This is a genomic window from Helicobacter mehlei, assembly GCF_003660265.1.
Taxonomy (GTDB): Bacteria; Campylobacterota; Campylobacteria; order Campylobacterales; family Helicobacteraceae; genus Helicobacter; species Helicobacter mehlei.
On sequence record NZ_QXQP01000023.1, the window covers coordinates 1 to 22,865 of the forward strand.

Here is a 22,865-nt window from a genome sequence, read left to right on the forward strand (position 1 = left end):
TTTTTAAAACCGCTTCGGTCTTTAAACCTTCGGATTTTTAAACCGCTTTAACTTTGGCAAAACGCAATTATAGGATTTTAAAGCTTAGGAGGGGCTTAAATATGATGCGGAGGGCATAGAACAAACCACAAATACGCCCCTATTTGTTAGATTTTTTATCTCTTAACCACCCCCCCCCCCCTTGTTGTTGGAGCATTTGGAGTAAGTTAGCCACCCCACCCTTTGAGCTCATTTTCTTGGCTAGCTGGCTGGCCTGATCGAAGCGTTTTAAAATGCGGTTGATCTCAGCCACCTCTAACCCTGCCCCCAAAGCGATGCGCTTTTTACGACTCCCATTTAAAATACTGGGGTTATCGCGCTCTTTAGCTGTCATGGAGGCGACCATAGCCTTAATTTTCTTGATCTCAGCGGAGTTTTCTAAATCGGTATTTTTGAGCGCGCCTGCCACATTGCTAAGCCCGGGGATCATGGACACCAGCGTGCTAATCGAGCCTAATTTTTTGATTTTCTCAATTTGTTCCAAAAAGTCGTTAAAGCCAAATTGCCCTTTTTTGAGTTTTTTAGAAAGTTCCTTAGCATCTTTGGCATCAATCACGCTGGCGGTTTTCTCTGCCAAACTCACAATATCTCCCGCCCCCATGAGACGGTTTGCGATGCGATCGGGAATGAACACATCTAAATCGGGGATTTTCTCGCCATGCCCAATAAAACGCAAGGGGATTTGCAACTGGTAGGCAATGCCTAATGCCACCCCCCCCTTAGAATCGCTATCAAACTTGCTTAAGATCACACCGCTAAGCCCGATTTCCTCATGGAAGGTCTGTGCGCTGCGCACGCCATCTTGTCCGCTGAGCGCATCGGCGACATAAAAGGTTTCTAAGGGGTTGAGCACCTCTTTGAGGGCTTTAAGCTCTGCCATCAAGGGCTTATCAATAGCTAAACGCCCCGCGCTATCTACGATCATCACATCAAATTGCCCCTCTAGGGCGCGTTTTAATGCCCCCTTAGCAATCTCCACCACTGAGCCTTCTTGCCAAAAAACTTCGGTTTCAATCTGCGCGCCCAAAACCTGTAATTGCTCGATGGCTGCGAGGCGTTCTAGATCGCAAGCTACCAACAAGACTTTTTTATGGCGGGTTTTGAGGTAGTTAGCCAATTTGGCGCAAGTGGTGGTTTTACCCCCCCCTTGCAAGCCACACATCAAAACAATGGTCGGGGGTTTTGGAGCAAAGACAAAGCCACTAGCCCCTCCTGGTACACTCAAAATCTCTAATAAACTCTCTTGCAAAGAATCTAAAAATTGTTGTTTGCCAATGCCCTTAGTTTTGGTCTTGACCTCAATGTTTTTGACCAATTCCTTAGCAACCTTGTGGTGCACATCGTTTCTCAGTAGGGCTTTTTTGAGTTCCTCTAAAGCTTTTTCTAAGGCTTTTTGATCGTCTTGGAAGCGGATTTTGCCTAGTGCATTTTTAAAAGATTGGGTGAGAGTTTCAAACATATTTTTCCTTTATTAAGCTTGTAGCAAGTCTAGTTCTCTTTGGATTTCTTCTTCTTTGTGGGTGATTGTAGCCAAACGCGCCTGCAGACTCTCTAGTAACTCTTTAGGGGCTTTGGCTAAAAAGTGCGGATTATCTAGGTTGAGCTTGGCTTTTTCTTTGGCTAGCTTGTCCAGCTGGGCTTGTAAACGCTTGATGAGTGCACTCACATCAATCCCGCTCAAATCCACATGCACACTCACCAATTCACCCACATCGCTTAAGCTCTGGGCGGGCTTTTGACTCACCATTTGGACAGAAGCGATCTTAGAGAGTTTGGCAATCAAGTGCAGGGCTTGTGAATCTAGGGGGATTTTACTTTGCACAAAGGCTTGGGTGATGGGCGTATTGAGTAAGATTTTGATCCGCCTTAGGACTATGATCGCCTCTTTAATGGCATCAAAACATGCCTCTAGCTCCAAATCTTGTTGGGTGTCCTTGGGATAGGCACTCAGCATAATTGAGGGGCTTTGCTCTAAGCTTGTGCCGCTTAGGGTTTGGTAGAGGTATTCGGTGCTATAGGGCATGAGGGGGTGTAAGAGTTGCAAGCCCTGCTTGAGAATGCTAACCAGTTCGCCAAAAACTAGGGGTGCATCGCCACTTTGCTTATAACCCTTAGAAAACTCCACAAACCAATCGCAAAACTCGCCCCACAAAAAGCGGTAAAGCAAGGTCGCCACATCATTAAAGCGGTATTGTTCTAAGGCTGTGCGCACCTCTTTAGTGGTGGCATTCAGGCGTGATTGTGCATAACGCCCTAGCATGGTGGTGGGCGTGCTGGGGGTGTGGGCTAAATCCCCCCCTACCTCGCCCAAATTTTTAGCCAAAAACAAGCTGGCGTTATAGAGTTTGTGGGTAAAATGGCGTGCTTGGGTGATGGTATCCTTGCTTAGGCGTAAATCCCGCCCCTGCACACACAACATCGCCAAAGCAAAGCGTAAGCTATCGCTCCCCTCGCGCTCAATGATCTCCAAAGGGTCGATCACATTGCCCTTAGATTTGCTCATTTTGTTGCCATGTTCATCGCGCACAAGGGCGTGTAAATAGATATGTTTGAAGGGCAATTTGCCCAATAGACTCTCCCCAGCCAACAGCATGCGTGCCACCCAAAAAAACAAAATATCAAAGCCGGTCACCAATACACTATTAGGGTAAAAATCTTGTAAATCCTGCTCTCTAAACTCGGGTGCGCTCTCTTGCCCCCAGCCCAAAGTGCTAAACGCCCAAAGCGCGGAGCTAAACCAAGTGTCTAGCACATCGTGATCTTGACTAAATTCTGCGTTGCCACAAGTGGGGCAAGTGATGGGGTTTTCCACGCTGGCAAATTGGTGTCCTTGAGCGCAAGTGAAAACGGGAATGCGATGCCCCCACCAAAGTTGCCGGCTAATGCACCAATCGCGCAAATTTTCCATCCACGCATTGTAATTATTGCGCCAATGGGCAGGATAAAAGGTGCTAAGGCCCTGTTTGACTTTTTCAATGGAGCCTTGCGCCACTTCTTTTTTTAAAAACCACTGTTTGGAGATATAGGGCTCAATGGCACTATTGCACCGGTAGCACTTGCCCACTTGGTGGGTGTACTCCTCAATTTTTTCCACAAAGCCTTGTTTTTGCAAAGACTCCACAACTAAGGGGCGTGCCTGTAGGCGATCCAAGTGGGCAAATTCCCCAGCCTCCTCGTTAAAGATGCCCTTTTCATCAAAAACCACTAAGGGTTTTAGCTGGTGTCTTTGCCCCACCTCGTAGTCATTGGGATCGTGAGCCGGGGTCACCTTGACACACCCACTCCCAAAACTTGGATCCACATAGTCATCGGCAATAATGGGGATGGCATGCCCCTTTAGGGGTAAAATTGCCCTTTGCCCGATGAGGTGCTCATAACGCCCATCTTTGGGATTCACCATTAAAGCCACATCTCCAAAAAGAGTCTCTGGGCGTGTGGTCGCCACCACCACAAAACCCCCTTGCTCTAGGGGATAACGCAGATGATAAAGCTTGCCTAATTCTTGTTCGTATTCCACCTCAATATCAGCTAGCGCGCCATCTTTGCAACACCAATTAATCATATAGGTATCTTGCACAATCAAGCCCCGATCAAACCAAGTTTTAAAGGCGAGTTTGACCGCTCTTTCTAGTCCGCGATCCATTGTGAAACGCAGGCGATCCCATGCGCATGAAATCCCCAAGCTTTGCAATTGATCCACAATGGCATGCGCGCATTGCTCTTTCCACTCCCAAACCTTTTCAATAAAGCCTTCTCGCCCGATCTGCTCTTTTGTCATCCCTTGGGCTAAAAGCTGTTTTTCCACCACATTTTGGGTGGCAATCCCGGCGTGATCCAAACCGGGCTGGTAAAGCACGCTATAGCCATCCATGCGTTTAAAGCGCGCCAAAATATCTTGCAAGCTCATGGTGAGCGCGTGCCCGATGTGCAACCTGCCGGTTACATTGGGCGGGGGCATCATGATCGCAAATTTCTTGGGTCGATCTGGGCTCACTCCAAAATAGCCCCTACTTTTCCAGATTTGGTAGTAAATTTGTTGCCAAGCCAAATCAAAGGGGGGGAAGTCCATTGCGTGTCCTTAGTTTCTGCTTATTTTATCTTAAGCTCTCTTTGGATTTTCTAATCTTTGCTAAAATGGGGGTTTTGAAAGGATTTGTATGGAAATTACAGAAGTGAGTGCGTATGAGGTGCTGGATAGCCGAGGACAGCCCACACTAAAGGCGTTGGTGGTGCTCAGCGATCACAGCATGGGGCTAGCCATTGTGCCCAGTGGGGCGAGCACAGGCAAAAACGAGGCGTTGGAATTACGCGATCAAGATTTGGGGCGTTTTTTAGGTAAAGGGGTGTTGCAGGCATGCGCGCATGTGAATCATGCGATCCAAGAAGCCCTAGTGGGGCAAGACCCCTTTAACCAAGCTAAGATCGATGCGATCTTGCTAGGCTTGGACAATACGGCTAATCTCTCACATTTGGGGGCGAATGCCACTTTGGGCGTGTCTTTGGCAGTAGCGCGGGCATGTTCGCGATCGCTACACATGCCCTTATACAACTACTTAGGTGGGATCAACGCACGCATCTTGCCCACGCCCATGCTCAATATCATCAATGGGGGTGCGCATGCCAATAACCGCCTAGACTTCCAAGAATACATGATCATGCCCTTAAAATTTGAGAGTTTTAGGGAGGCATTGCGGGCTAGCGTGGAGGTCTATCAGCATTTAAAAAAGATGTTGGCTGAGTCGCATTTTAGCGTGGGCGTGGGCGATGAGGGCGGGTTTGCCCCCGATTTTAAAAACAATACTGAGCCTTTGGAGTGGATTTTAAAAGCCATTGAAAAGGCCGGCTATTTACCCGGGGAACAAATTGCCCTAGCCCTAGATGTGGCTAGCAGTGAGCTTTACAGCCAAGAGGGGCGTTATGAGCTAAAAAGTGAGGGCAAGGTTTTAGAATCGGGTGGGCTAATTGACTATTATGCTAATTTGCTCCAAAAATACCCCATTGTATCGATCGAAGATGGACTAGCTGAGGAGGATTATAGTGGGTGGGCGGAACTCACGCAAAAACTTGGGCACAAGGTGCAATTAGTGGGCGATGATCTCTTTGTAACTAACCCCAAACTTTTACAACAAGGCATTAAACAACACCTAGCCAATGCGATTTTAATCAAGCCCAACCAAATTGGGACCCTATCCCAAACCCTAGAGACCATGCGTCTAGCCCAAAAATCGGGTTATGCTTGCGTGATGAGTCATAGAAGTGGGGAGAGTGAGGATACCTTTATCGCTGATTTTAGCGTGGCGATGAACACCGGACAGATTAAAACCGGAGCCCCCACACGGGGCGAACGCACCGCTAAATACAACCGCCTGATTGAGATCGAAAAGGCAACTCACGGGCAGTATTTGGGGGCAAAGCTATTTGAACGGGACTAAGATTTGGCTTGTGGGCTTTATGGGGAGTGGGAAGAGCACGCTAGGGGCTTTGTTGGCTGAAAAATTAAATTGGGGATTTTTAGACACCGATGTTGCCATTAGTCAAGAGGTAGGTTTGGACATTGGGGCGATTTTTTTGAAGCATGGGCAGGATTATTTTAGGGGATTAGAGGGGCGGCTTATCCAGCAAATTAGCCAGCAAACTTGCCTTGTGGTCGCCACGGGGGGGGGCATGCCCATTTTCCATCCTTTAGAAGGTTTGGGGGAGATCATTTATTTGCACGCTGATTTTGAGGTGATCCTAGCGCGCCTCCAGCAAGATAGCAACCCCCGCCCTCTATTTGAAAATACAACACAGCTCCACACTCTCTACACCCAACGCCATCCCTTCTATGCACGCATGGCGACCCACACTCTCAACGCCAACCAATGCCCCTCACAAGTCTTAAACCAACTCTTAGAGCTTGTGTCAAATATCTACAAAATCTAAAGGCTAAAGCCCACAAGGCGTAAAACATTTACCATATTGGCTATAATCAATTTTATAAACAAAAACAAAAAGGATCAGCATGGGTCATGGGATTTTGTTGCACACACCCAAGAGTTTAGAGGAAAAAGCCATCCGTTATTTACAAGACCTCTTCAAAACACATGGCAAGAGTGTCGCCTTGTTTGCACCGGTAGGAGATTGTGAGAATTTTCAGGCAGTCTGTGGCTTGGGCATTCCAGAGGTGTTAGAGAGGCTGGCCAAACAAGATGAGGGGGTTTTCACCGACATTTTAGAAATTTACCAAAATTTGGCTACTTACCATGATTATGTCGTGGTGGTGGCCTCTTGTTTTGAGCCCTTGCAAAGTTTTGATTCGCGCTTACTAGACACCATCGCCCAACACCTTAATTTGGTTGTGGTGAATGCATTGTTGCCTAGTCCTAACCTAGCCGCTGAGGTCCAGCTTGCCCATGCCAGTTTCAAAAATGTAGGCTTGTTAAATCCTTTGAGTTTGCTCACATCAGGTCTAGCCTTAGAACTTCCCGATCTGATCTTAGCTAATCTCAACGCCCAACCCACCAAAGATGCTTTTGAGAGTTTAGAACAAGCCAACTCTACATGTGTGAGCCCGGTGTGTTTCCAACATGGCTTGTTGGCACGCGCTAAAAAAGATGTGAAAACCATTGTTTTACCCGAAAGCCAAGATGAGCGCATTTTAAGAGCTGCGCATGCGATTTTACAACTTGGAGTGGCTAAGGTCATTTTATTAGGGCAACCCGACAAGGTCTATCAAGATGCCCAAAAGCTTGGGTTAGATTTAAAAGATACCCCCATCCTAGACCCCCACACCTCCCCCCTCACACAGCAGTTAGCCCAAACTCTCTATAGCCTACGCCAAGCTAAGGGCCTAAGCTTAGAGCAAGCCCAAGAGCTCATCAAAACCCCGACTTACTTTGGGACCATGCTTGTTTATGGCGGACATGCTGATGGCATGGTCTCCGGAGCGACCCACACCACGGCTGAAACCGTGCGCCCAGCACTACAAACCATTAAACTCCTCCCCGGGGTCAAGATCGTCTCTAGCGTGTTTTTTATGTGCCTAGATACAAAAGTTTATGTCTTTGGAGATTGTGCGATCAACCCCAACCCCACTAGCGAAGAACTTGCCCAAATTGCCCTAACCTCTGCCACGACTGCCAAGAGTTTTGGTTTTGAGCCCAGAATTGCCATGCTCTCTTATTCTAGCGGGACCTCCGGCAAGGGTCCCGATGTGGATAAGGTTGCTAAGGCGGTGGAGATTGCCCGTTCTTTGGATTCAACTCTACTCATTGATGGTCCTTTGCAATTTGATGCGGCTATCGATCCCAAAACAGGGAACAAGAAAATGCCCGGAAGTGCCGTAGCCGGGCGGGCCAATGTCTTTATTTTCCCCGATTTGGATGCGGGCAATATCGCCTATAAGGCAGTGCAACGGACGGCCAAGACTTTAGCCATTGGTCCTGTATTGCAGGGGCTCAAAAAACCCGTGAATGATTTGAGCCGGGGTTGTTTGGTCGGAGATGTGATCAATACCATTATCATGACCGCTATTCAGGCACAAGGATAGCCCATGCGCATACTGGTTTTAAATCTAGGCAGTTCCTCCATTAAGTTCCAGCTTTTCAACATGGATAAAGGCATTGTTTTGGCCAAAGGCTTGGTCGAACAAATTGGCGAGGAATATGGGCGCATTAAAATCAACGCCCCGGGCGGGCATGCGTGTATCCAAGATCGCCTCCACATTAAAGACCACGAAGAAGGCTTGTTACAGGTCCAAGAAGTCCTCAAAGAGCTACAGATTTTACGCAATATCGAGCATGTGGATGGCGTGGGGCACCGCGTGGTGCAAGGGGGGGATTTATTTATCCACCCCACTTTGATTGATGATCGGGTTATGGAGCACATTGAAAAACTCTGCCCTTTAGCTCCCTTGCATAACCCAGTCAATCTAGCCGGGATCAAGGCTTTAAAAAAGCAAGTGCCCAATCTCCCCCAAGTGGCGGTCTTTGATACTGCTTTCCACCAAAGCATGCCTGCCCATGCCTATGTCTATGCCTTGCCCTACCACCTCTATGAACAACATAAATTACGCCGCTATGGTTTCCATGGGACCTCCCACCACTTTATCGCACAAGAAGCCGCCAAATTTTTAAATATCCCTTACGATCAATTCAATGCAATTTCTCTGCATTTGGGCAATGGCGCGAGCGCATGCGCGATCAAAGGTGGCAAGAGTGTGGATACCTCGATGGGCTTAACCCCCCTAGAGGGCTTGGTGATGGGGACGCGCTCGGGGGACATGGACCCAGCCTTAATCGAATACATCATGGAGCTGACCCATAGCGACATCAAACAAGCCACCAACATGCTTAACAAACAAAGTGGGCTTAAGGGGGTGTGTGGGAACAACGACATGCGGGGCATTGAGGCGATGATTGAAAAAGGCGATCCAAAAGCCCAACTGGCCTTTGACATCTATGCCTACCGCATCAAAAAATATGTGGGGGCTTATGCCTTTGCTTTGGGGCGCGTGGATGCCTTGCTCTTTACCGGGGGTGTGGGGGAAAATTGCGCGCGCCTAAGAGAGGCGGTGTGTGCGGGCTTAGAAAATTTTGGTATCCATTTGGACACAAAAGCCAATGCCACCCCAAAATCCGGTATTGCTTCTTTAAACACCAAACATGGAGTGTCTATCTTGCGCGTACCCACCAATGAAGAATTAGCGATTGCCCAACAGAGCGCACAGGTGATTCTACAAATGCGCCAAAGATCCCATTGAGGAGTTTTACATGGATAGACTACGTGCTTTAAAATGTTGTGCGCAAGCTTGCGCTGTGCTGTTGCTCTTGAGTCTGCCTCTAGGGGCGGAGTTTGTCGATGAAAACAATGCCAAAGTGCGTGCCTTGCTTGAAGAAGGTGATACCTACGGGGAATATTCCCCGGAAGATGCCCTGCGCTTTTACAAACAAGCCAGCGATTTGGGGAGCGTGCGGGGTAGCGAGATTGTGGGTGAGGCCTATCTCAATGGGGAGGGTATTAAAAAGGACAATCTAAAGGCCCGTTTTTATTTTGAAAAAGCCATCCAGCTTGACCATGATCAAGGCGGGCGCGGGGTCAGTGAGGGGGCGTTGAATGCGCGCATGCATTTGGCGATGATGGATGCTGATGCCACCGATCCAGCAAGCCAAGCTCAAGGTTTCCACATGCTCCAAGAAGTCGTGCGCGATCTCAACAAGCAACCCAAAAAAGCCTCTTTGGATCTCAAAAACATAGCCAATTTCCCCGAAAACTCATGGCAACGCATCACCCTCTCAACCGCCCTGTATCACTTGGGTTATTACTATGAAAGGGGAATGGGCACGCCTAAAAATCTCCAAAAAGCCCGCACCATTTACCAAAAGGTGATCCAAGCCAAACTCTACACACAAGGGGCGGCCCAAGAGCGTTTGAAACAAATGCACCCTTAGCGCAAATATGCTATAATCCACGCCCATTTTTGTAAAAAGAGAGGAAAAGATGCAAAAAAGCAAAAAAATAATCGGTCTTTCGTTGTTGTCATGGGTGCTTTTTAATCCCTTACTAGCCAAACCCTATCAAATTGACAAAGCCCATACCCATGTGGGATTTAAGGTCAAGCACCTCCAGATTAGCCGTGTTATGGGGGATTTTAAGGATTATAGTGCGGTGATTGACTTTGATCCATCTAAACACACTTTTAACAAGCTAGAAGCCATCATTAAGGTCGCCTCTGTGGATACTGATAACCAAAACCGCGATGCCCACTTGCGCACCGATGACTTTTTTAAAGTGGAGAAATACCCTGAAATCCACTTTGTGATGGAGAAATACCAAAAAATCAATGCCCAAAATGGCCAGGTTGAGGGCACGCTCAGCATTGCCGGGGTGAGCAGGAAAGTCAAGTTAAAAGCCGAGATCGGGGGGGTTGTCCAACAAGATGGCAAGGAAAAAATCGGATTTTCTTTGAGCGGTCAGATCAAGCGATCGGATTTTAAATTTGCCCCCCAAGTGGGCAAAGCCAAGATTGGCGATGTGGTTACCTTGAATATTGAAGTCGAGGCCGCCCAAAAATAGCCCGTGCAACTCAATTTAGAGCAACAGCAAGCCACACAAGCCCCCTTGGGGCATAACCTCATCATCGCCTCAGCGGGCACGGGCAAGACCTCCACCATTGTGGGGCGGATTTTACACCTCTTAGCACAAGGGGTGCATCCCCAAGAGATTTTACTTTTAACTTTCACCAATAAAGCCAGTATTGAGATGAAGGAGCGTTTAGCTCTTTATAGTGCGCATGCCCAAAATATCCAAGCAGGCACTTTCCATGCCCTAGCCCTGCGTTTTTTGAAGCAAAAATACCCTGATTTGACCCTCAAACAGCCTAAAGAATTGCATATCTTGCTCAAGAGCATTGCAGAAAATCATAGCCTATCTAAGCAAGAGGGCTTTTATGCGCCCCAACACCTTTACAATCTCTATTCTCTCTACACCAACGCGCAAAGTGCTTTGGATTTTAGTGCATGGCTAATTGAGCGCAACCCCGATCAAGAGGATTTTAGCCCGTATTATGAAGACATCTTAGAACAATTTTGCGCCCTCAAGCGCGCCCACAACTACATGGACTATAATGATTTGCTCTTGTTTTACCGCCAAGACATCGCCCCCACCCAGCACTTTGCCGAAATCTTATGCGATGAATACCAAGACACCAATCCTTTGCAAGATTCGATCCTAGATGCCTTGAATGCCCCCAGTCTTTTTTGTGTGGGGGATTACGATCAGAGCATTTACGCCTTCAATGGGGCAGACATCTCCATCATTGGCAACTTCACCCACAAATACCCCAAAGCGCGTATCTTCACCCTCACTAAAAATTACCGTTCCTCTCAAGCCATTTTGAATTTAGCCAATAGAGTTATTGCCCACAACCCACGCATTTACCCCAAGAGTTTGGAGGTGATGAAACCAACCAACCCCTCCATACCCCAAGTCTTTGGATTTGAAGAGTTGTTTGTGCAATACAAAAGCATTGCGCGCAATATCGCCCAAAGGGGGCATTATGAAGAAGTCGCCATCTTGTTCCGCAATAATTCGAGTGCCGATGGGTGCGAGGCTTCTTTACGCGAGCTGGGTATCCCCTCAAGACGCAAGGGGAGTTTGAGTTTTTTTGAGAGTAAAGAGGTGCGTTTAGTTTTAGATGTGTGCGCTTTTTTAAGCCATAGCAAAGATATGGTCGCCACCATGCATATTTTAAGCTATGCCCCGGGTGTGGGCAGTGCCCTAGCCCACGAGATTTACCAAGCCTTGCAGACACTAGGTCGAGGGGATAGTCGTCAAGGCTTGTTAAACCCACAAGGCAAAAACCCCTACCCCACTAGTGCTAAAATGGGCTTATTTGGGGAGGTGATCGCCCAAGAAAATACCATGCGCTTTGAAAACTTGGGGGCGGACTTCCAACAACACCCCCTCTTAGCCCACCCCAAACTCACGCCCCCAAGCGCGCGCTTCTTAGGGGGCATGTTTGCCCTAGCCAAAGGACACAAAAACACTTCTAGTGCGCAGAGTTTGGGCTATATCATTGCCACAGCATGGTTCCAAGACATTTTAGAGGGTTTGGCTAGGGAGCGTTCTAAAAACAAAGATGGGAGTTTGGATGAGCGGCGTTTTGATCTAGCCAAGGAAAAGATCACACGCAAATTAGACCTCTTGGTCAAATTAGCCCAACCCTACCCAAGTTTGAAGGACTTTTTACAAGCCATGGTTTTAGGCTCTAGGGAGGCTATGGAGGGGAGTGGAGTGCATTTGCTCAGTGTCCATGCCAGCAAGGGGCTAGAGTTTGAAGAAGTGTATGTGATCGATTTGATGGAGGGGCGTTTCCCCAACACCAAATTAGCCAAACAGGGGGGGAGCTTGGAGGAGGAGCGGCGTTTATTCTATGTCGCCACCACGCGGGCTAAGGATCACCTCTATTTGTGCTATGCCAAGACAGACAAGCTCAGGGGCAGAGACTATGAGCCTTCTAGGTTTTTAAAAGAAGCAGGTTTAATCAACTAAAGGAACATTGTGCCATTCATCAATATCAAAATCACCCAAGAAGAGGGGCAACCCACCAAAGAGCAAAAACAAGCCTTGATTGCAGAGGTTACCCAAGTAGTCGCCAAAGTTTTAAAGCGTGATCGCATTGCTTCCACGGTGGTGATCATTGAGGAGATCAGCACGGATAATTATGGTTTAGGGGGGCAGAGCATCACACAAGTGCGTTGCAAGCCCGATCAGGGCTAGGGTATTGAAGTTGCCCACACTTTTTGTCTAAAAATCTTAAGGGGTGTTTTTTAGATGGACACTCCGTATTATTTTCTTCATTTTTTCAATAAATTATAAGGTTCTATGCTATAGAATGCACATAGTATTACCAAATTGCATAGGATTAATAAATGAAATTTTCCAATAAACTTTTTGGTGTTTTTTCTATAAAAAATCGACCAAAAACCAATATAAATCCTTGTCTTTTTTCACACGCTTTTTGTATTTTAAGTGTAGTGGGAGCAGATGCACTCTTGGCTGAAGAATCGCACACTTTAGGCAAGGTCACCACTCTGGGTGAGCGCACCTTTGAGTATAACAACAAAATGTATATTGAGCGCAAAGAATTGCAACAACGCCAAAGCAACCAAGTCAATGACCTTTTTAGGACCCGGGCAGATATCAATGTCGCTGGGGGCGGTCTGATGGCGCAAAAAATCTATGTGCGGGGCATGGAAAGCCGCCTGCTCCGGGTAACTATTGATGGGGCCGCCCAAAATGGGAATATCTTCCACCATGATGCTAATACGGTCATCGATCCGGGCATGCTCAAAGAAATTGAGGTGATCAAGGGGGCGGCTAGTGCCTCTGCAGGACCAGGCGCGATTGCAGGAAAAATGGCGATGGAGACTATCGGGGCTAATGACTTTTTACGCAAAGGGCAAAACTACGGGGGCAGTGCCTCAGCCAGTTTTTACACCAACTTTGGGATGCGCTTTAACACTATTGCGGCTTACCGCGCTGAAAAGTGGGACATCTTGGGCTACTATACCCACCAAAATATCTTTTATTACCGCGATGGGAATAACTTGATGAAAAATCTCTTTAATCCCACCTACAATCTAGAAGATCCTTTTGCTAGCGATAAGGTGATCGGCAGTCCTAGCGAACAAAATAATGTCCTGCTTAAGTTTAACGCCTACTTCAACGATAAGGACAGCTTGACCATTAGCTACAACATGACTCGTTACAATTCGACTCGTTTGTTGCGCCCCAACACCACAAGTGCACTCAGCAAGGCTAATGACCCGGGCACCCAACCCGCCCCCTTTGTGATCAGTTTTGGTAAAGAGCTAGCCCACACCATTAACTCCAATAATAACCTTTCTTTCAAATTTAACCACGATGGTGGGGACACCTTCAATCAGCCCAAAATCACCTCCACCGCCTTTTTGAGCGTGCGTAACGGGCATTATAACCCTGTCAATAATCCCTTTTTACCCAGCTCCCAAGAACCCACCAATCAGGATTATATCGCCAATGTGCAAGATTGGTGCCAAGCTAATCAAAGCCAATGCACAAAAGGAACGATCACACCCTTAGCAACGGGAGGGTATGACATCACGAATGTGGGGACTCAATGGGTGCCCAAATACCCCGAATACGACATGGCTCCCTCATCCACTAGTGCCAATGACTGGACTTTGGGCAATGCCGATGCTGAGGGGACTTTGGAGCGCAATATTTATTTGATCAACTCTGGGGTGAATGTTAAGGTCCAGCATCCCATTAGTGCAGATTATGGGAATGTCTTTGAATATGGTGCGATTTACCAAAACTTGAGCGTGTTTTCGGGGTTGCCTAGGGGGAGCAATGGGCTTTATAAGGGCAATGTCAATCCTAATGACCCCACCGGTCCGGGCTTGCCTTACCGCCATTATTATGTTGATCCGGGCACGGAATACCAGCAAAACATGAGCTCACCCAATGCGGTCTATCGTGGTTTGCCCCAAAATTCCTATGCCATAGGCAATATCATCGGGGGTTATATGCAAGCCAACTATAACTTCTTAAAAAACCTCATTGTGGGGGCGGGCACGCGCTATGATATTTATCTTTTAAAAGACAAAAACGGGCAAAACCACTTGACCTCTGGTTTTAGCCCCAGTGCGACCATTTTATATAACCCCATTGATTCTTTGGGCTTGAAGGTGAGCTATGCTTATGTAACCAAAGGCGCATTGCCCGGGGATGGGGTGTTGATGCGCGATCCAAGCGTGATTTACCAAAAGAATTTGAAGCCTACCATCGGGCAGAATGCAGAATTTAACATTGACTATAACAGCCCTTATTTTAATGTGCGTGGGGCGGCATTCTACCAAGTGATCAATAACTTCGTCAATTCCTACGGGCAGGACACTTCCAAAAATGGAGGCGGGAATGCCACGGCTAAAAACTTGACGGGTAATCTGCCCCAAACCATCACGATTTTTGGGTATGAGCTCAGCGGGAATGTCCGCTATAAGGGCTTTGTGGGGACTTTCTCTTTTGCACGCTCATGGCCGACCGTGGCTAACCCCTATGGGAAACGGGGCAGTTACGACTTGCTAGCCGATACCTATGCGCTAGCGGCCACCTATGGGAATGTGGTTATTCTAAAGGCTGACTACACCTTCCAAAGAGCCGGACTCACCCTGACATGGCTTAGCCGCTTTGTTACCAACATGTATTACAATGGCTATAGCATTTACTATCCGGGTTATGGCACGATGAAAATCCACAAACCCGGCTATGGGGTGAGTAGTATCTTTGTCAATTGGTCGCCTCCCCATGGACGCATGAAAGGTTTGCTCTTGAGCGCAGTCTTTAACAATATCTTCAACAAGCAGTATGTCAATCAGACCTCTGTTTGGCAAGCTAGTGCGGACGCGCCCCATGATGACATGATCGCCACAGCCGGGCACATCCGCATGGCACTCCCAGAACCCGGTTTTAACGCCCGCTTTGAGATTTCCTACCAATTCTAAGATTCTTTACAGCATTGTGGGGGCACGCCCCCAATTTATCAAGAGCAAGCCCTTACACCGAGCAATTCTAAGCGATCCTTATTTAGATTCCAACACCACCTTACAAGAATTTTTGATCCACACCAACCAACACTCTAGGGCAGACATGAGCGATGCTTTTTTTAAAGAGTTAGATTTGCCCCCACCTTTGCACACCCTCCCACAAGCTTCTCCTAATCTCACTCCCTTAAAACACATTGCTTTTATGTTTGCCAAACTCAAAGAGTTTTGCCAAATCCAACGCCCCGATTATATTGTGGTCTATGGGGACACCAACTCCACGCTGGCTGGGGCGTTGTGCGCGCATAGCCTCAAAATCCCCTTGATTCACATTGAGGCGGGCTTGAGGAGTGGGGATTTAAGCATGCCCGAAGAGCGCAACCGCATTTTAACCGATCAACTCAGCACGCTTTTATTTTGCCCCACACCCAGTGCTTATGCATGCTTAAAACAAGAGCAACGCCCGGGGCAAAAAATTTATCATAGTGGGGATGTGATGTTAGATAATGTGGGCTATTTTGCCCCCAAAGCTTACCCCCCAAAAGCCCCCTTTGAACCTACAAAAAAGCCTTTTATTTTTGCCACCTTGCACCGGGCGGGTAACATTGACAACAAAGATAACTTACAAAGTATCTTAAATGCTTTGGAGTGTTTGGCTCAAAATATGCCCCTTTTTTTAGCCCTACACCCTAGAACCCAGCGTGCACTCACACAATATGGCTTATCTTTTAAGAATGTCTCTCTTTTGCCCCCACTATCCTACCTAGAAACCCTCTACATGCTCACCCATGCGCGCTTGGTGCTCACCGATAGTGGCGGGTTGCAAAAGGAAGCCTGTTTTTTAGAGACTCCGGTCTTGGTGATGCGTGAAAATAGCGAGTATCCTGAATTATTAGAGATGGGGGGGGCAATCTTGGTGGGCGCGCATGCAGACTTGATTACCAGCAAGGCTCAAGAGCTTTTAACCAAAGGTCAAGCTAGTTTTGCTAACATGAATCATTTCGGCAAGGGTGCAAGTGCCTTGCATATTTTACAAGCCATCAAGGAGCATGCATGTTATTTGGGATCATCGGGGTAGGGGGGTTTGTCGCCCCCAGACATATCAAAGCCATTTATGAGACCGGGCATGTGCTCGATTGTGCAGTAGATGAACATGACAGCGTGGGCGTTTTAGATCAATATTATTTGGATTGTGAATTTTTCACCAGTCTAGCTGACTTACACCAGTATTTACAAGATTGCAAAGCTCAAGATAAATTTTTGGATTTTATGGCGATCTGCACGCCTAATTATTTGCATTTTGAGCACATTGAATTTGCCCTCTCACATGGAATTCATGCCATTTGCGAAAAGCCCCTAGTGTTAGACCCCAATGAATTGGACGAGATCAAGGCTTTAGAGAAAAAATATAACCGCCGTGTTTTTAACATCTTGCAATTGCGCACGCACCCCAATATCATCAATCTTAAAAATAGTATCCAAGCCAGCTTGCAAGAAGACCCCAGCAAGATTTACCACATCTCTTTAACTTACTTGGTCTTGCGTGGGAAGTGGTATTTTAATTCTTGGAAGGGCGATGAGGATAAAAGCGGGGGGCTAGCCACCAACATTGGGATTCATTTTTTTGATGTCCTCTTGGATATTTTTGGAGACGTGGTGGATAATGCGGTGTACATCCATGAGCCTGATTGTATCGGCGGGCTTTTGAGCTTAGAGCATGCCAAGGTTTCTTGGTTTTTATCCATTAACCCGAGTCGGTTTGGCTTGCAACAAACCGGGGCTTATCGATCGCTGGTGTTGGAGGGTAAGGACGTGGATTTTAGTAGTGAGTTTGATAACCTACACACCAAATGTTACCAACAAATCCTCAATGATGAGGGGTATGGCGTGGATGTGGTCCGCCCAGCCGTTGTGCTAGCCTCTGCGATTCGCCATTTAAGCCCTTCCAAACCCGATGAGGATTGCCACCCCTTATGCCACAAGGCTCTATGTTGTGAATGAGATTCACCCCAGTGCCTTTATCCACCCCTCTAGCTACCTAGACGATTCGATCTGTATTCAAGAAGGGGTTAGGATTTGGCATTTTTGCCATTTGCTCGAGTACACACACATTGGGGCGCATGTGAGTATCGGGCAAAATTGCGTGGTTGGTCCTAGAGTGTCCATAGGGGCGGGGAGCAAGATTCAAACAATGTGAGTCTGCACGAGGGGGTAGAGTGCCAAGATCAAGTTTTTATTGGTCCTAGCGTGGTTTTTACCAATGTGCTAAGACCTAGGAGTTTTATTAAAACCCCCTCATCAGCTTTTGTGCCCACCTTATTAAAAACCGGGTGTAGCATTGGGGCTAATGCCACGATCATTTGTGGGGTGAGCATTGGGGCTTATGCCTTTGTGGCCGCTGGGAGCGTGGTGACTAAAAGTGTCCCGGATTTTGGCATGGTCAAGGGAAACCCGGCGCGTTTTGTGCGCTTTGTGGATAAGGCCTTAAAGCCCTTAAACTTTGTCAATAACCGCGCACAAGATAGTTTTGATGGGAGTGTCTATATTTTAGAAGATCAGGTTGTGCGCCTGCTTGAGTCTTAAACCTTTGGATTTTTACAACTTAAAAACCCTGCACCAAGAGCATGCCCTAGAGATTGAGGAGGCGTTATTACAAGGGGCTAGGGGTGCGCAATACATCTTGGGTCAAGAGGTGCAACACTTGGAGCAAGACCTAGCCAAACGGGCAGGTTTTGCCTTTTGTTTAGGGACCTCTAGCGGGACCTCTAGCCTACTTCTAGCCTTTTTGGCTTGTGGGATCACTAGGGGTGATGAGGTGATCACGCCTGCCTTTGGTTTTATTGCCGCTGTTGAAATGCTCTTGCTCTTGGGAGCTAAGCCAGTTTTAGTAGATATTAATCCAGCCACCTACCAAATGGATAGTTTGTTAGTTGAGCATGCGATCACCCCCCGGACAAAAGCCATCGTGCCCTTGAGTTTATTTGGTCTAGCTAGCGATCGCCACGCATTGGGCCAGATTGCTAAAGCCCACAACCTATTTTTAATTGAGGATGGGGCGCAAAGTTTTTTAGCCCCCTATGAAGGGTCGGGCAAACCGGATATTTTCACAACCAGTTTTTTCCCCACTAAGCCACTGGGCTGTTATGGCGACGGGGGGGCGATCTTTTGTGATGATGGCGATCTTTACGACAAACTCAAAGCCCTGCGCGTCCATGGGCAAAAGGGCAAGTACAACCATTGTTATTTAGGGCTCAATGCCCGCTTAGATGCCATGCAAGCCTGTATCTTAAGAGTCAAGCTCAAGTACTATGCTAACCACCTAAAAGCCCTACATGCCCAAGCCCAGATTTACCATCAGCTCTTAGAACCACTGGGCTTACAACTCCCCCTAGATAGGATCGATTCTGATCACTCTACCCGTTTTAATATTTATGCCCAATACCCCATCTTGCACCCCAAGCGCGCTAAACTCATCGCTAAACTGACCCAAGAGCATATCCCCAGTGCGATCCACTACCCCAAGCCTTTACACCACCAAGCCCCCCTAAAGCATTTGGATTATGCTGATCGCCACTTCCCTAACGCTCTGAGAGTTTCTCAAGAAATTTTAAGCCTGCCTTTAAATCCCTATCTGACACACTTAGAGCTAAAACAAGTCGCCCAAGTGGTGGCGGATGTTTAAAGAGAGTCCCACTTTAGGCATTTTAGGCTTGGGCTTTGTGGGGTTGCCCTTGGCTCTTGCCTTTGGGCAACATTTTAAAACCATTGGGTTTGATATTTCTAGGCAACGCATAGAGGAACTACAAAGCAAGCATGATCGCAACCAACAAGCTAGCCAGCAAGATTTTTTAAAGGCACGCCTTTTACAAGTAAGTGCTTATCCCCAAGATTTAAGCGGGGTTGATGTTTTCATTATCGCCGTGCCCACACCTGTCGATTCGCATAACCAGCCCGATTTAAACATGCTTAAAAATGCCTCTTTGCTAGCAGGCTCTTTTTTGCAAAAACAAGGCATCGTGATCTATGAATCCACCACCTATCCGACCTGCACACGGGAATTTTGCGTGCCTTTGTTGGAGCAAGCTAGCCACCTGCGCTATAACCACGATTTTTTTGTGGGTTATTCCCCCGAGCGTATCAATGTGGGCGATGCACGCCCTTTAAGCGAGATTGTCAAAATCACCTCTGGGAGCACGCTAGAGAGTGCGCGCTATATTGACCAGCTCTACCAGCGCGTGATTTGCCAAACCCACCTAGTTAGCTCTATTGAAGTAGCCGAGAGCGCTAAAATTTTAGAAAACACCCAAAGAGATTTAAACATTGCCTTTATCAACGACATGGCGATGCTCTTAGATCGCTTGGGGGTGAATCTCTACGAAGTGCTGGAGGCTTGCCAAACCAAGTGGAATTTTATGCCCTTTATTCCGGGTTTGGTGGGCGGGCATTGTATCAGCATCGATCCTTACTATCTGAGTTTTTTAGCTAGGCGGGTGCAACATGATCCTGCCTTGATTTGTGCCAGCCGCCAGATCAACAACGCCATGCCCACATTTTTAGCCAACAAAATAGTCAAACTCTTGCGCACCCGCCAACTGCCCATCCAAAACGCCCGGGTGTTGATCTTGGGGGCGAGTTTCAAAGAAAATTGCAATGATTTACGCAATTCCCAAAGCCTTGTGCTTAAACAAGACCTAGAGAGCTTGGGCTGTGTGGTGGATATTTACGATCCGCTTGTGGATTTAGTGCTGATGCAAGAACTTTTTAACAACACCGCCCTACAAACCTTGCCCCAAGAACCCACCTACCATGCGGTGATTTTGGTCATTGCGCATCGCTGTTTTGCAGATTTGGATTTATCAGGGCTGTTGCTCAATCAAGGTTTCATCTATGATCTCAAGGCTTTTTTAAAGCGTAAATCTCACTTAGACATCTACACACCCTAAAACATGCTAGAATGGAGCAAAAAGGACAGGCATGCAAATTGATGATGTGTTGCTAGACAAACTGGCCCAACTTTCGATGTTGGAACTCCCCCAAGACAAACAAGCCCTCAAGCAAAACCTAGAGGAGGTCTTGGGCTTTATGGATAATCTGAGTACCCTAGATTTAGAGGGTATTAAGAGTTTAGAGACAGAGAGCACGCCTCTAAGAGAGGATGTCCCTTTTTGCGATCCTAGCATCCCACAAAGCATTTTAAAACACGCCCCTAAAGCTCAAGAAGGCTATTTTATCGTACCCAAGATCATTGAAACTTGAGTGGAGCAATCTTTTAGTATTGATCCTAAAAATCTCTTAATAATGGGCTATTCTAGGTTGGTAAAGCCAAAATCGATTTAAAAAGTGGCTAGATCAGAGTCAAATATCGCTTGTGGCAGTTGCGCAAAGTTCCCCAGCATGTTCCCCATGTATAATTCACAAACACTACAAGATCTTGGTAAGTTTTATAACTTCTAATTGTAGGGATACGCACACCCACCTCTAGCCCATTGATGATCTTCTGCCATTTGATGCGTTTATTCCATTGTAGCTCCCATTTAGAGTTCTTGTATAGGCATATGTAAAGCGCAAACCCACATTAATCATAAATTGGAAATTAACGTAGGAGTAATGAGGCAACTTCCAAACACTCCCCCCGCCCGCTCCTCCGACAAAACCCCCAAAAGTCCATGTGGTATTGTCTAGGAAATTAAAGAGCAAGTCAAAAGCACCCCCTGCAAAGTAATTTTGCAAGGTGTTATGGTTGCCAAACTGGCGGTTAAAAAGGGCGAAAAGCGCATTCCAAAAGGGCTACTCTTGGCGCAAAGGTTTATTCTTAGCTTTTTCTGGCATAAAAAACTCATCCAACCCATTTCTACGTCGCCCCCATAAAGATGTTCTTTTTTAAGGGAGGCATAGATTGTTGGCTACTATCTGAAACAAAGGGTTAGGTAATTTAAGGTATTGGAACACTTTTAGCTTTCTTGCAATACCCTAATTGATAACAAGGAGTCTTATGGTTTTTGGAATCAAAACAAAGAGTCTAGTGCTCTCAGCATTAATGGTGGTGGGTGCCACTCAGGTTGTCCAAGCAGGCGAGAAAAATGGCTTTTTTCTAGGGCTTGGCTACCAACAAGGTAAGGGTGGGGGAGGCGAATACAAGAAGGCCCTATCGAGCGGATTCTCGCTCTACGGTCTAAGCGCACAAGTGGGGGGTGTTGGCTTTGCCAATAAATGGTTTGGCGGACAGATTTATGGCTTCTTTGATTGGGACAATAGTGCTCTCTTTGATGATTGGCGTATTTGGGAGAAGTTTGGGAAGAAACCCACTGGGGGCAAATGGGATGTTTATACCTATGGTGGGGCGGCAGATATGATTGTTAATATCATCCCCGCAGATTCCTTTGCTATTGGTCTAGTGGGGGGTATCCAACTAGCGGGTAATACTTGGAGTTACAATAGTTTTTCTCATAGTGGTTTCCAGTTTCTTTTTAATGCAGGTGGGCGAATCCGCTTTAAAGAACATGTGGCCTTCCAAGCCGGAATCAAGTTTCCCATGATCCCCCAAAAACTTACAGCAGATATAAAAGATATCAGACGCTATGTGTGGTATGTCAATCTTAACTATATTTTCTAAAGTGATAGCTACTCAGAAATATTTTGCGGGAGGGTTCTATAGAAAGGGGCTCGCCATGTACAAGCATGCATGCATGCGTGCATTTTGCCTTAAAGTCTCTTTTTTAGGCTCAAGTTCGTTTTGAAATTCAAATGATAAGGGCAAAAAACGCTAGAGTTCCCCCGCATTGGCGGGGTTTCTTTGAAGTGGACGACACATCACTTCTTATCCCCTAACTTCTTCTCCAAAATCTTTAGCGCATAATCGCTCACCACTTCGACCCCGATGTGGCCAATCCCCCCCCCCACTATGGCCGTGCTTAGTCCAATGGACAAATAAAAAAGTAGGGCATATACTCTTTGAGGGCCAAGCCTAGTATTACGATATCTTGTTGCATGGGGGGAACTTTAGGGTATAATAGAGTGTGGCACAGCGTGTGGTGTTTCTTTGGCTTATTGGCGTATCAAGTCTTGGACTTTTGAGGGAACGGGGATTGTGGGTCGCTCCCCAGAAAGGAGCACCGCATGCGATTATTAATAATCCTAGCGATTTTAGTGGTTCTAAGCCAGCCACTAAATTAGCAAACAAGCCCGGGCAACCGGGCCCGCTAGGATTATTGTGCCACTTCTTATCTTGCATTTTGCTTAACATGGCCCAAACCCAAATCAATTTTCTTTTCTAGCGTGGCTAATTGTTGCTTGACAATCTCTAAATGATTGACCGAGGCGTTAGCATTTTCCAGCAAAACAAAGCTTTCCACGGAGGCGTGGCGTTGTTTTTAAATACTACTCATCTTAATTTCGATAATGTTTTTATTATTTTATGATTCTGTATCTGCTGTATTTAGATGGTCAGCTTCCGCTGGTGCTGGGCTCGTTATAACCAAATTTATTATCAAATTCTTGTTATGGCCGATTGCGCAACCTATCATAGAGATCAACACAGGTGATCACCTATAAGTTTTTAACAAACAAAGCTAGAGAATTGAAGGTCCCAACAAGGCTTGGCCACTGGCGGGTCTAAAGCACCTCTACTCCAAGAGTGAGCCCGCCCTCTATGAATATTAATGCTTGCATTCAAATCTCTATCCAAAGAAAAACCACAAGAGGGGTAATGAAAAACCCTATCTTTTAGACTTAAATCCTCTTTGAGTGCCCCACAGCTAGAGC

20 protein-coding genes are annotated in these 22,865 nt (G+C 46.9%); 17 read left to right on the forward strand and 3 right to left on the reverse strand.

All coding sequences use genetic code 11. The features are described from left to right. Positions 1-139 precede the first annotated feature (139 nt). Positions 140-1,498 (reverse strand): signal recognition particle protein, encoded by a 1,359-nt coding sequence (gene ffh / locus EAO36_RS07030; protein WP_120955902.1) that lies wholly within the window; start codon positions 1,496-1,498, stop codon positions 140-142. Between the two features lie 12 nt (positions 1,499-1,510). Further along, positions 1,511-4,108: a valine--tRNA ligase gene (locus EAO36_RS07035; protein WP_120948642.1), complete on the reverse strand. Its 2,598-nt coding sequence runs from the start codon at positions 4,106-4,108 to the stop codon at positions 1,511-1,513. 88 nt (positions 4,109-4,196) lie between these two features. Here EAO36_RS07035 and eno point away from each other — a divergent pair, with 88 nt between their 5' ends. The 17 genes from eno to EAO36_RS07120 all read left to right on the forward strand — a co-directional run bounded on the left by eno (position 4,197) and on the right by EAO36_RS07120 (position 21,717). Next, on the forward strand, positions 4,197-5,471 hold the full coding sequence (gene eno / locus EAO36_RS07040; protein ID WP_120948641.1) for a phosphopyruvate hydratase: 1,275 nt from the start codon (positions 4,197-4,199) through the stop codon (positions 5,469-5,471). Then, a complete protein-coding gene (locus EAO36_RS07045; protein WP_120948640.1) occupies positions 5,458-5,961 on the forward strand; it encodes a shikimate kinase in 504 nt (167 codons plus the stop codon). Before eno ends, EAO36_RS07045 begins: the two co-directional genes overlap by 14 nt. Before the next feature lie 79 nt (positions 5,962-6,040). After that, the gene (gene pta, locus EAO36_RS07050; protein ID WP_120955903.1) at positions 6,041-7,567 is read left to right on the forward strand and encodes a phosphate acetyltransferase; all 1,527 of its coding nucleotides are present in this window, start codon (positions 6,041-6,043) and stop codon (positions 7,565-7,567) included. A gap of 3 nt (positions 7,568-7,570) precedes the next feature. After that, positions 7,571-8,779 (forward strand): acetate kinase, encoded by a 1,209-nt coding sequence (locus tag EAO36_RS07055; protein WP_120948639.1) that lies wholly within the window; start codon positions 7,571-7,573, stop codon positions 8,777-8,779. A gap of 10 nt (positions 8,780-8,789) precedes the next feature. Continuing rightward, positions 8,790-9,467: an SEL1-like repeat protein gene (locus tag EAO36_RS07060; RefSeq protein WP_120948638.1), complete on the forward strand. Its 678-nt coding sequence runs from the start codon at positions 8,790-8,792 to the stop codon at positions 9,465-9,467. A gap of 49 nt (positions 9,468-9,516) precedes the next feature. Next, positions 9,517-10,092 (forward strand): YceI family protein, encoded by a 576-nt coding sequence (locus tag EAO36_RS07065; RefSeq protein ID WP_120948637.1) that lies wholly within the window; start codon positions 9,517-9,519, stop codon positions 10,090-10,092. A 3-nt stretch (positions 10,093-10,095) separates the two neighbouring features. Beyond that, complete coding sequence (locus tag EAO36_RS07070; protein WP_120948636.1) at positions 10,096-12,069, forward strand: ATP-dependent helicase; 1,974 nt, start codon at positions 10,096-10,098, stop codon at positions 12,067-12,069. 9 nt (positions 12,070-12,078) lie between these two features. Continuing rightward, positions 12,079-12,297, forward strand: coding sequence for a 2-hydroxymuconate tautomerase family protein (locus EAO36_RS07075; protein WP_120948635.1), 219 nt, complete (start codon positions 12,079-12,081; stop codon positions 12,295-12,297). Between the two features lie 152 nt (positions 12,298-12,449). Continuing rightward, positions 12,450-15,065: a TonB-dependent receptor domain-containing protein gene (locus tag EAO36_RS07080; protein ID WP_120948634.1), complete on the forward strand. Its 2,616-nt coding sequence runs from the start codon at positions 12,450-12,452 to the stop codon at positions 15,063-15,065. Continuing rightward, positions 15,043-16,182 carry a non-hydrolyzing UDP-N-acetylglucosamine 2-epimerase gene (wecB, locus tag EAO36_RS07085; RefSeq protein ID WP_120948633.1) on the forward strand — a complete coding sequence of 380 codons (1,140 nt, stop codon included), beginning with the start codon at positions 15,043-15,045 and terminating at the stop codon, positions 16,180-16,182. Before EAO36_RS07080 ends, wecB begins: the two co-directional genes overlap by 23 nt. Beyond that, positions 16,158-17,105, forward strand: a complete 948-nt coding sequence (locus tag EAO36_RS07090) for a Gfo/Idh/MocA family protein (RefSeq protein WP_120948632.1) — start codon at positions 16,158-16,160, stop codon at positions 17,103-17,105. Before wecB ends, EAO36_RS07090 begins: the two co-directional genes overlap by 25 nt. Continuing rightward, on the forward strand, positions 17,098-17,301 hold the full coding sequence (locus EAO36_RS08995; protein WP_328588054.1) for a hypothetical protein: 204 nt from the start codon (positions 17,098-17,100) through the stop codon (positions 17,299-17,301). Before EAO36_RS07090 ends, EAO36_RS08995 begins: the two co-directional genes overlap by 8 nt. Continuing rightward, positions 17,298-17,687 (forward strand): acyltransferase, encoded by a 390-nt coding sequence (locus tag EAO36_RS07095; RefSeq protein WP_328588056.1) that lies wholly within the window; start codon positions 17,298-17,300, stop codon positions 17,685-17,687. Before EAO36_RS08995 ends, EAO36_RS07095 begins: the two co-directional genes overlap by 4 nt. After that, the gene (locus EAO36_RS07100) at positions 17,665-18,786 is read left to right on the forward strand and encodes a DegT/DnrJ/EryC1/StrS family aminotransferase (RefSeq protein WP_120948631.1); all 1,122 of its coding nucleotides are present in this window, start codon (positions 17,665-17,667) and stop codon (positions 18,784-18,786) included. Before EAO36_RS07095 ends, EAO36_RS07100 begins: the two co-directional genes overlap by 23 nt. Then, positions 18,779-20,047 (forward strand): nucleotide sugar dehydrogenase, encoded by a 1,269-nt coding sequence (locus EAO36_RS07105; protein ID WP_120948630.1) that lies wholly within the window; start codon positions 18,779-18,781, stop codon positions 20,045-20,047. The genes EAO36_RS07100 and EAO36_RS07105 overlap by 8 nt, the downstream gene beginning before the upstream one ends. A gap of 31 nt (positions 20,048-20,078) precedes the next feature. Beyond that, on the forward strand, positions 20,079-20,360 hold the full coding sequence (gatC, locus tag EAO36_RS07110; RefSeq protein WP_120948629.1) for an Asp-tRNA(Asn)/Glu-tRNA(Gln) amidotransferase subunit GatC: 282 nt from the start codon (positions 20,079-20,081) through the stop codon (positions 20,358-20,360). A gap of 781 nt (positions 20,361-21,141) precedes the next feature. Further along, on the forward strand, positions 21,142-21,717 hold the full coding sequence (locus tag EAO36_RS07120) for an outer membrane beta-barrel protein (protein WP_162983103.1): 576 nt from the start codon (positions 21,142-21,144) through the stop codon (positions 21,715-21,717). 942 nt (positions 21,718-22,659) lie between these two features. Here the strand turns inward: EAO36_RS07120 and EAO36_RS08775 are convergent. After that, the coding region (locus EAO36_RS08775) for a transposase (protein WP_235852401.1) at positions 22,660-22,865 on the reverse strand (206 nt) is incomplete at its 5' end.